At 69.3% G+C, this 8,418-nt stretch carries 10 protein-coding genes; 6 read left to right on the top strand and 4 right to left on the bottom strand.

The genetic code is table 11. The annotated features are described in order from the left end of the window. Positions 1-390: 390 nt before the first annotated feature. Positions 391-603, bottom strand: a complete 213-nt coding sequence (locus tag AOK23_RS23710) for a DUF5326 family protein (protein ID WP_055714681.1) — start codon at positions 601-603, stop codon at positions 391-393. Between the two features lie 158 nt (positions 604-761). Next, positions 762-1,079 carry a cupin domain-containing protein gene (locus tag AOK23_RS23705; RefSeq protein ID WP_033530837.1) on the bottom strand — a complete coding sequence of 106 codons (318 nt, stop codon included), beginning with the start codon at positions 1,077-1,079 and terminating at the stop codon, positions 762-764. A gap of 57 nt (positions 1,080-1,136) precedes the next feature. Here AOK23_RS23705 and AOK23_RS23700 point away from each other — a divergent pair, with 57 nt between their 5' ends. The 5 genes from AOK23_RS23700 (at position 1,137) to AOK23_RS23680 (ending at position 4,801) form a co-directional block, all read left to right on the top strand. Further along, positions 1,137-1,514 (top strand): phage holin family protein, encoded by a 378-nt coding sequence (locus tag AOK23_RS23700; protein WP_055714680.1) that lies wholly within the window; start codon positions 1,137-1,139, stop codon positions 1,512-1,514. A gap of 9 nt (positions 1,515-1,523) precedes the next feature. Continuing rightward, on the top strand, positions 1,524-2,015 hold the full coding sequence (locus AOK23_RS23695) for a low molecular weight protein-tyrosine-phosphatase (RefSeq protein ID WP_055714679.1): 492 nt from the start codon (positions 1,524-1,526) through the stop codon (positions 2,013-2,015). Further along, positions 2,012-3,157: a cystathionine gamma-lyase gene (locus AOK23_RS23690; protein ID WP_055714678.1), complete on the top strand. Its 1,146-nt coding sequence runs from the start codon at positions 2,012-2,014 to the stop codon at positions 3,155-3,157. The genes AOK23_RS23695 and AOK23_RS23690 overlap by 4 nt, the downstream gene beginning before the upstream one ends. Positions 3,158-3,341: 184 nt before the next feature. Further along, positions 3,342-4,244 carry a LysR family transcriptional regulator gene (locus AOK23_RS23685; RefSeq protein ID WP_055714677.1) on the top strand — a complete coding sequence of 301 codons (903 nt, stop codon included), beginning with the start codon at positions 3,342-3,344 and terminating at the stop codon, positions 4,242-4,244. A 74-nt stretch (positions 4,245-4,318) separates the two neighbouring features. Continuing rightward, positions 4,319-4,801, top strand: coding sequence for an NUDIX domain-containing protein (locus tag AOK23_RS23680; protein WP_055514539.1), 483 nt, complete (start codon positions 4,319-4,321; stop codon positions 4,799-4,801). A gap of 44 nt (positions 4,802-4,845) precedes the next feature. Here the strand turns inward: AOK23_RS23680 and AOK23_RS23675 are convergent, their stop codons facing one another. Together AOK23_RS23675 and AOK23_RS23670 are read right to left on the bottom strand one after the other, a co-directional pair. Further along, on the bottom strand, positions 4,846-6,300 hold the full coding sequence (locus tag AOK23_RS23675) for a globin domain-containing protein (protein WP_240496523.1): 1,455 nt from the start codon (positions 6,298-6,300) through the stop codon (positions 4,846-4,848). A gap of 420 nt (positions 6,301-6,720) precedes the next feature. Further along, complete coding sequence (locus AOK23_RS23670; RefSeq protein WP_055714676.1) at positions 6,721-7,353, bottom strand: HAD family hydrolase; 633 nt, start codon at positions 7,351-7,353, stop codon at positions 6,721-6,723. A 178-nt stretch (positions 7,354-7,531) separates the two neighbouring features. Here AOK23_RS23670 and AOK23_RS23665 point away from each other — a divergent pair, with 178 nt between their 5' ends. Further along, the gene (locus AOK23_RS23665; RefSeq protein ID WP_055714675.1) at positions 7,532-8,398 is read left to right on the top strand and encodes a GNAT family N-acetyltransferase; all 867 of its coding nucleotides are present in this window, start codon (positions 7,532-7,534) and stop codon (positions 8,396-8,398) included. Positions 8,399-8,418 lie beyond the last annotated feature (20 nt).

The raw sequence follows: 8,418 nt of genomic DNA, 5'->3' as shown, positions 1-8,418 counted from the left end.
GTTCGGCGGAGCGGGTGCGCGGGTGTCCGGGGGCGCCGACCAGTGGGGTCGATCGGGGGCCCGGTTGTGCGGGTGGGCCGGCGGCCGGTGTGGACAGGGAGCGCGGCCGGGCCGGTGGGAAGAGGGGTTCTGCGGGTGCGGTGTCAGCCGTGGCCAAGGGTCACTCCCGAAGCGCGAGGAGGGCCGCCCGTGCGGGGGACACGGGAGGGGGTGCGCCGCCCGCGGGGTGGAGCCCGCGACGAGTTCCCGGACTCTAGCCGCCCGCCACCGCCCGCAGACGGCCCCGAGGGGAAACTTCCCCCGGCCGAGGGAACCTCACGTTCCTGTTACCGCCGCGCCCTGACCAGCCCTCACTCACTCACGCCTCAGCCGTTCCCCTGTGCTGACGCGTCACCAGTCGCTGCGGGACGACGAGCTCGCCGTGAACTTCCGTACGACATAGATGAGTCCGCCGACCAGGGCCACGAAGACCAGCACCTTGAACAGCAGGCCGAACACGACCTGGAGGATGCTGGCTATCAGCCCGCCGAACACGACCAGGGCGATGACCGGCACCGCGATCCACTTCACCCACCACGGCATCCCCGCGAAGATCTCCCGCATCGCCTTGCTCCTTGTCTCCGCCCGTGGCCCTCGTCGGGCACTGGTTCCGGGTCCCTTCATGTCCTGCCATCGATGCTAGGGCCGCGCAGGGGGCGTCCGGGGGCTTCGCACCCCTTGTCCGTCCCTGATCGTTCCCCTAGGGAACCCGGAAGTGGAGCTCAGCCCTCCGGCGGAGAGAACACCACCACGACCCGGAGATCCTCGGTGATGTGGTGGAACTTGTGGGCGACCCCGGCGGGCACGTAGACCACGCTGCCTCGCGCCACCTGCGTGGTCTCCAGGCCGACCGTGAGTGAGGCCCTACCGCTCACGACGAGGTACACCTCGTCCTGGCTGTGCGGTCGCTGCGGGTCGAGCTCGCCCGCGTCGAGCGCGTAGAGACCGACCGACATGTTCCGCTCGCGCAGGAACTGCAGATAGGCGCCGTCGTTGGCGGCGCGCTCCGCCTCCAGTTCATCCAACCGGAATGCCTTCATCGACTTTGTCGCCCCTGCCCGGTGCTCGTACCGATCCGTTCTGCCACGATCAGACACATGATGAATTTCCTAGTCAAGACGATCGCCAACGCGGGCGCACTGGCCGTCGCCGTCTGGCTGCTCGACAAGATCACGCTCACCGGGGACAGCACGGGCAAGAAGGTCGGCACGCTGCTGCTGGTGGCGCTCGTCTTCGGCTTGGTGAACACCGTGGTGAAGCCGCTCGTCCAGCTCCTCACGCTGCCCCTGTTCATAGTCACCCTGGGCCTGTTCACATTGGTGGTGAACGCCCTGATGCTGCTGCTCACCTCCTGGCTGGCCGACAAGATCGATCTGAGCTTCCACGTGGAGGGCTTCTGGACCGCCGTCCTGGGCGGCCTGATCATCTCGATCGTCTCCTGGGCACTCCACCTCGTCCTGCCCGACGCCGACTGAGGCTGTGAGATGACCTACCGCGTCTGTTTTGTCTGCACCGGCAACATCTGCCGCTCGCCGATGGCCGAGTCCGTCTTCCGCGCCCGCACGGAAGAGGCCGGACTCGACGGCCTGGTCGAGGTCGACAGTGCGGGCACCGGTGGCTGGCACGAGGGCGAGCCGGCCGATCCGCGTACCGTCAGCGTCCTGGAAGCCCACGGCTACGGCAGCGGTCACACCGCGCGCCAGTTCCACGCCTCGTGGTTCTCCCGCCTCGACCTCGTCGTCGCCCTGGACGCGGGTCATATGAAGGCGCTGCGCCGCCTCGCGCCCACCCCGGAGGACGCGGACAAGGTCCGCCTTCTGCGCTCCTACGATCCCGCCTCGGGTGACGACCTCGACGTTCCCGACCCTTACTACGGTGGCATGGACGGCTTCGAGGAGTGCCTCGAGCTGGTGGAGGCCGCGAGCGAGGGCCTTGTGACCGCCGTACGCGAGCAGGTGGAAGGACATGCCGCATGACTGAGGAGAACCCCGCCCCGGAGCTGGGCGAGGGCACACGAGCCGTCCGCGTCGGGCTGCCCGAACCCGTCAAGCATGAGCCGACCCTTCCGGGCCCGGTCTTCGCCGCCCACTACCACCTGCCGGGCGACCCCACCGGCCCGTACGCGTACGGGCGGGACCAGAACCCCACCTGGACCCTCCTGGAGCGAGCCATCGGGGAGCTGGAGGCGCCCGGCCAGGAGGAGGTCGAGACGCTCGCCTTCGCCTCGGGCATGGCCGCGATCTCGGCGGTCCTCTTCTCCCAGCTGCGCTCCGGAGACGTCCTCGTCCTGCCGAGCGACGGCTACAACGTGCTGCCGCTGGCCGGTGAGCAGCTGCGGTCGTACGGCGTCGAGGTGCGCAGCGCCCCGACCGGCGGCGATGCCCAGCTCGACGCCCTGGACGGCGCCAAGCTGCTGTGGGTAGAGACGCCGTCCAACCCGGGGCTCGACGTGTGCGACATCCGCCGGCTCTGCGAGGCGGCGCACGAGCGGGGCTGCCTGGTCGCCGTCGACAACACCCTGGCGACCCCGCTCGGGCAGCGGCCGCTGGAGCTGGGCGCGGACTTCGCGGTGGCCAGCGGCACCAAGCAGCTGACGGGGCACGGTGATGTGCTGCTCGGTTACGTGGCCGGGCGCGATGCCGGGCTGATGGCCGCCGTGCGGCGCTGGCGCAAGATCGTCGGAGCGATCCCCGGCCCGATGGAGGCCTGGCTCGGGCACCGTTCCCTGGCCACGCTCCAGCTGCGGGCCGACCGGCAGAGCACCAACGCCCTGGCCGTCGCCGAGGCGCTGAAGGGTCGCCCCGAGGTGACCGGGCTGCGGTATCCGGGGCTGGGGGACGATCCGTCCCACAAGATCGCCTCGCAGCAGATGCGGCGCTACGGATGCGTCGTCTCGTTCTCGTTGCCCACGCGCGCGCGTGCCGACCGCTTCCTCGACGCGCTGCGTCTCGTGGACGACGCCACGAGCTTCGGCGGCGTGCGGTCGACTGCCGAGCGGCGTGGACGGTGGGGCGGGGACGCGGTGCCGGAAGGCTTCATCCGGTTCTCGGCCGGCGCGGAGGACACCGACGACCTGGTGGCGGATGTACTGCGGGCCCTCGCCGTGGCTACCGGCTAGTACTCCGCTACGTACAACGGACGGTCCGAGCCTCCCCCCTCGTGGCTCGGACCGCCCCGGTTCCGCGCGCGAAGAACCGCGCGACCAAGGCTAGTTGACTCTGTGTCAGTGTCCAATCACAGTAGCGACAGAGACCTATCGACTTATTTATAGTTGGGCGCTCCGGGGCGGCGAAGGGGCGACCATGGATCTGGCCTTACTGCGTACGTTCGTGACCGTGCACCGGGCCGGTTCGTTCACCCGTGCCGCGGCCCTGCTCGGCCTCTCGCAGCCGGCCGTCACCTCCCAGATCCGCACCCTGGAGCGGCAGCTGGGCCGCCCGCTGTTCCTGCGCCAGGCTCGGGGCGTGACGCCGACGACGATCGGCGACGAACTCGCTCACAAGGCGGCCCCTCATCTCGACGCGCTGATGGAGATCGCCGAGACGGGCCTGGACGACGATTCCTCCTTGGGGACACTCCATCTCGCCGGTCCCCCGGAATTCACCGCCGAGCGCGTCCTGCCCGCTCTCACGGAACTCATCGACGACGGCCAGGGCTTCGCGTTGCGGGTGTCCTTCGGGAACGCCGACGAGACGCTGGAGGGCCTCGGCGCCGGCCACCACGACCTGGCCATCACCACCGCGCAGCCCCGCGGCGCGCTGCTGACCGCGACCGCCCTCTGCGACGAGGAGCATGTACTGGTCGCCGCCCCGCGGTGGGCCGAGCGCATCGGACCCGGCAAGCTGCATCCCAAGGAGGCGCACCTGCTGGAAGGGCTTCCGGTCGTCGAGGTGCACGAGTCGCTGCCGTTCGTCGCGCGCTACTGGGCCTCGGTCTTCGACTCCCGGCCCGCCGCCTCCGGCACGGTGGTCGTCCCGGACCTGCGCGCGGTGCTGGCCTGCGCGATCTCGGGGGGAGGTCTGGCGGTGCTGCCCCGCTATCTCTGCGTCGACGCCCTTGAGCGAGGGGACGTCATAGCGCTTCTCGAGCCGGCGGTGCCGCCGCTGCGGACGTACTTCCTGGTGGTCCGTACCGGCACCCTGGCCATGCCGCACATCGCCCGGGCCCACGAGTGGCTGCTGCGCACCGCGGTGGGCTGGTCCTGAGGCAGCGGGTGTCGTGGCTCATTTCCATGGTCGGGCGATGTTTCACGTGGAACATGACGGGCCACATTTCTCCCATGACCGTCCGACCCGTGGTCAAACGCACCGCCCGCGCCATCCTGCTCGACGGCGACGACCTGATCCTGATCAAGCGGACCAAACCGGGTGTCGATCCCTACTGGCTCACGCCTGGTGGCGGGGTCGAGCCGGAGGACACGACCGTCGTCGACGCGCTCCATCGCGAGGTGCACGAGGAACTCGGCGCCAAGATCACCGATGTCGTGCCCTGCTTCGTGGACACCGTCGAACACATCGGTGAGGACGGTGGCGCGACGGGGGTCAAGGTCCAGCACTTCTTCGTCTGCCGTCTGGAATCCATGGACACGTCGAAGCGACACGGCCCCGAGGTGGACGAGCCGCTGGGCGAGTACGAGATCGTGCGGGTGCCCTTCACCCGGGTCGGGATCGCCTCCGTCCACCTCGTCCCGCTGTCGCTGCGGCACTACCTCGACGGGAACATCGAGGGCGTCCGCGCGATGCACGCGCCCGACCTGGGCTGACGGACAGCTGGCGCTGCCCGTCACGGCCCGGTCGGGCTTCCGGCTCAGTCGCCGGCGGCCACCAGTTCCTCCACCGAGTCATGGCGTATGCGGTCCGACGGCACACCCACGCCCCTGAGCGCGTCCACACCGCTGCGGATCATCCCGGGCGGACCGGAGAGGTACGCGTCGTACTCGATCCACGGTCCGTATTCGCGTATGGCGTCGGGCAGCTGGAGCAGCCCGTGCCGGTCGACCACCGGCCGGACCTTCAGCCAGGAGTTGCTCTGCTGCAGTCGCAGCAGGGTGTCGATGTCATAGAGGTCCTGGTCACTGCGGGCCCCGTAGAAGACCTCGGCCGGGCGGTACCGTCCTCGTTCGGCGACGTCCTCGATCATGGCCTTGATGGGGGCGATGCCGGTACCGCCGCCCAGGCAGAGCAGTCCGCTGTCGGTGCTGTGGTCGACGGTCATCGCACCGGCCGGCGGACCGAGCCGTATGACGTCGCCGGGTCGGGCACGGTGCACGAGCGCGTTGGAGACCCAGCCCGCCGGGACCGCTTTCACATGGAACGACAGCAGTCCGTCCGAGCGGGGCGCCGAGGCGAAGGAATAGTGCCGCCAGATCCGCGGCCACCAGGGAGTCTCCACGCTGGCGTACTGACCGGCGAGAAACGGATACGGCTGGTTCGGCCGGACGGTGAGGACCGCTATGTCGGCTGTTCTCAGCTCGTGCGAGACGACCTCGGCGAGCCACCACGGCGGGGAACGCAGCTCGTCCGCGGCGGCCGCGTCGATCATCACCTGAGAGATCGTGGTGTACGTCCGGACCCAGGCCGCCTCGGTCTCCTCGTCCCAGGTCGTGGGGGCGTAACGGCTCAGGGAGCCGATCAGGCACTCGCCGACCGCCGGGTAGTGCTCAGGCTGCGTGCCGTACTTGCGGTGGCCTCGGCCGAGGTTCTGGAGGTAGTCGACGAGGACGGGGGTGTTGTCGATGTGCTCGGCCGCGGTCAGCAGTGCCTTGAGCAGACGGTCCCGTTGGGCGTCCATCGCCGGCGGGAAGAGGGAGCGCAGGTCCGGGTGCTGGACGAAGAGGAGCGCGTAGAAGTACGAGGTGACCTTGTCGGCGACGGGTCCGACCTCGGCCATGGTCCGCCGGATGAGCACGGCGTCGGGCGAGGCCTCGGGGGTGCGACCCGCGCGGGTGGTGGGGACCCGGGCCTCGAAGACGGACTGCTCGGAGCCGTGCTCCTCACCGAGGGCAGCCGGTCGGGGCGGAGGGCTGGACGGCGGGTCCTGGAACGGGGGTATTCGCTCCCGGGCAGCCTCGTCCAGGGCCCGCTGCGGCCCGGTCGACGGCTCCTGGGTGCGGCCCACGGGACGCAGCCCGGCGAGACGGTTGCCCTCGATCTCCTGATCCCCGTCGGGGGACGGCTGGGTGCGCGGTGTGAACCAGCTGCCTCCGTCACTGTCCCCCGCAGCGCCGTTGCCGGCCGACGTGGTGGTGGTCGGAGCGTCCATGGTGTGCCTCGCCTCGAGCATCTTTCGGTCGATCTGCGCACTCCCTCAGCCGGAAGGTCGCATGTTTCCCCCGCGGACGGCCTTGCTTTCCCCGTTGTGTTCCCCCACGACCAATGCGGCCACATTCAACCCGGCTTCCCGCACCGTACGGACAAGTAGGCGAGAGTGTGACGTGAGCCGCAGCAATATGTGGCAGCGTTCCACAGCACACCAACGCCCACGTTCCACAACGGTGAACGCGGGTCTTCGATCTCTCTGTCCGGTTAGGCTGCATTGGACTGTGTTCGTACCCGCAGGATGAGACGACTACATCTCGCTTCGGACACGAACCGGACTCGACCCTACCGGCACGCGCGTCACATACAAGTCCCCCCATGTCCCGGCGGGAATTCAACAGGGGCGAATCAGCGATTCCTTCAATTACCGGGCGTGGCGCACCAATTCATAGGCATCCCACAGATCCTGCCCCGTGTAGGAGTGCGTGGCCAGCGCGGCCACATGCTGATCCGCATTTACGGCGACCGAGATCGGCACCGAGCCGAAAAGGTCCGCGTCGGACAGCGAGTCACCGTATGCGACACAGTCCGCGCGGGTCAGTCCGAAGCGCGCGCAGAGGCCGTCCGCGATCTCGACCTTGGCCGCCGGGGTGAGGATCCCTGCCGGATCCACCGGCTCGGCGAAGGGCACTTGGGGAAAGAGCGAACCATACGCCGCATGCGCACCCCACGCCGTCAGCCGCTCGACGAAGAACGAAGGCGAGAGGGAGATGACGGCGCAGTACTCTCCCCTGTCCCGGATCTCGGCCCAGGTGTCCTGGATACGCCGGAGCCAGGGCGCCGCCTCGAAGGCAGCGGCGACATGGATCTCGGTGAGCCCGGTCCACAGACCATGGACGCGCTGTGCGTAGATCCGTGAATCGATACGCCGGGTCACGAAATCCCGTTCGAGCTCGGCGATCTCGTGGTCCAGGCCGAGCTGTCGGGAGATCTCCACAGGCGCTGCCGATCGGTGCAGCAGGGTCCCGTCCAGATCGAACAGGTGCAGTCGCGTCATAGCGGCCGAGGCTAGCCAGCCACACGCTTCACGCCTGCTCGGGTGTGCCCGCGCGTTGCTGTTTCACGTGAAACATCTGTCCGCGCGCTGTGCGGTTGTGAGCAAGATGGCCAAAAGCGCGTACGTCCCCCAGCAATCCGGTGGACGTCGGGGTCCTGCGTCGGACAGCCTGGCCCGCGTGCCGACACCTTCCCCTTCTGCTCTCCCCATCCGCCGTCTCACCCCGCGCGATCTCACCGCCTGCGCCGACTTGTCCGAGAACCGGGGCTGGCCCCGCGAAGAGCACAAGTGGGGGCTGCTGCTGGCAGCCGGGGCCGGGTACGGCATCGACGATCCGGAAGGTGGCCTCGTCGCCGCCTGTGTGGTGACCGAGTACGGAGCGGCAGGCCGCCCGGACCTGAGGGCGATCGGCATGGTGCTGGTGGCCGAGCGGCACGCCCGGCAGGGCATCGGCCGCCGTCTGATGCGCCACGTCATCACCGAGTCCGGGACGACCCCGCTGACGCTGCACGCGACGCCCAACGGACAGCCGCTCTACGAGGAGCTGGGGTTCAAGGTCACGGGGCGAGCCGAGATGGTCCGGGGAAACTTCTCGGCCGACGGGGACGATCCCGCTGTCACCACCCGCCCGGCCACCGCCGAGGACCTCACGACGATCGTCCGGCTCGACGGGGAGGTGTTCGGCATGGACCGCACTCACGTACTCACCCGGCTCCCCGCCTTCGCCGATCAGATCCGCGTCGCCGAGGAGAGCGGCCGAGTCATCGGTTACGCGGCCGCCTGGCCCAACATGGACACCCATGTCGTCGGACCGCTGATCGCCCGGGACACACGGACGGCAAAGGCACTCATCGCGTCCCTGGCCGCCCACACCGGACTCCCCCTCCGCACGGACATCGACGTACGGCACGAGGAACTGCTGGCGTGGGTGAAGCAACACGGCCTGAAGTCGGTCGCCTTCAACGCGGTGATGACCTACGGGATTTCCGAGCTGCCGGGCGACTGGTCCCGCCGATACGCTCCGCTGACCGTGGCGGCGGGCTGAGCGCTCGAGCCGGGCGGGCA

Source organism: Streptomyces torulosus (assembly GCF_001419765.1).
GTDB classification, from domain to species: domain Bacteria; phylum Actinomycetota; class Actinomycetes; order Streptomycetales; family Streptomycetaceae; genus Streptomyces; species Streptomyces torulosus.
Note: the sequence above shows the minus strand (reverse complement) of the source record. Positions and strands in the feature narration are given on the sequence as shown.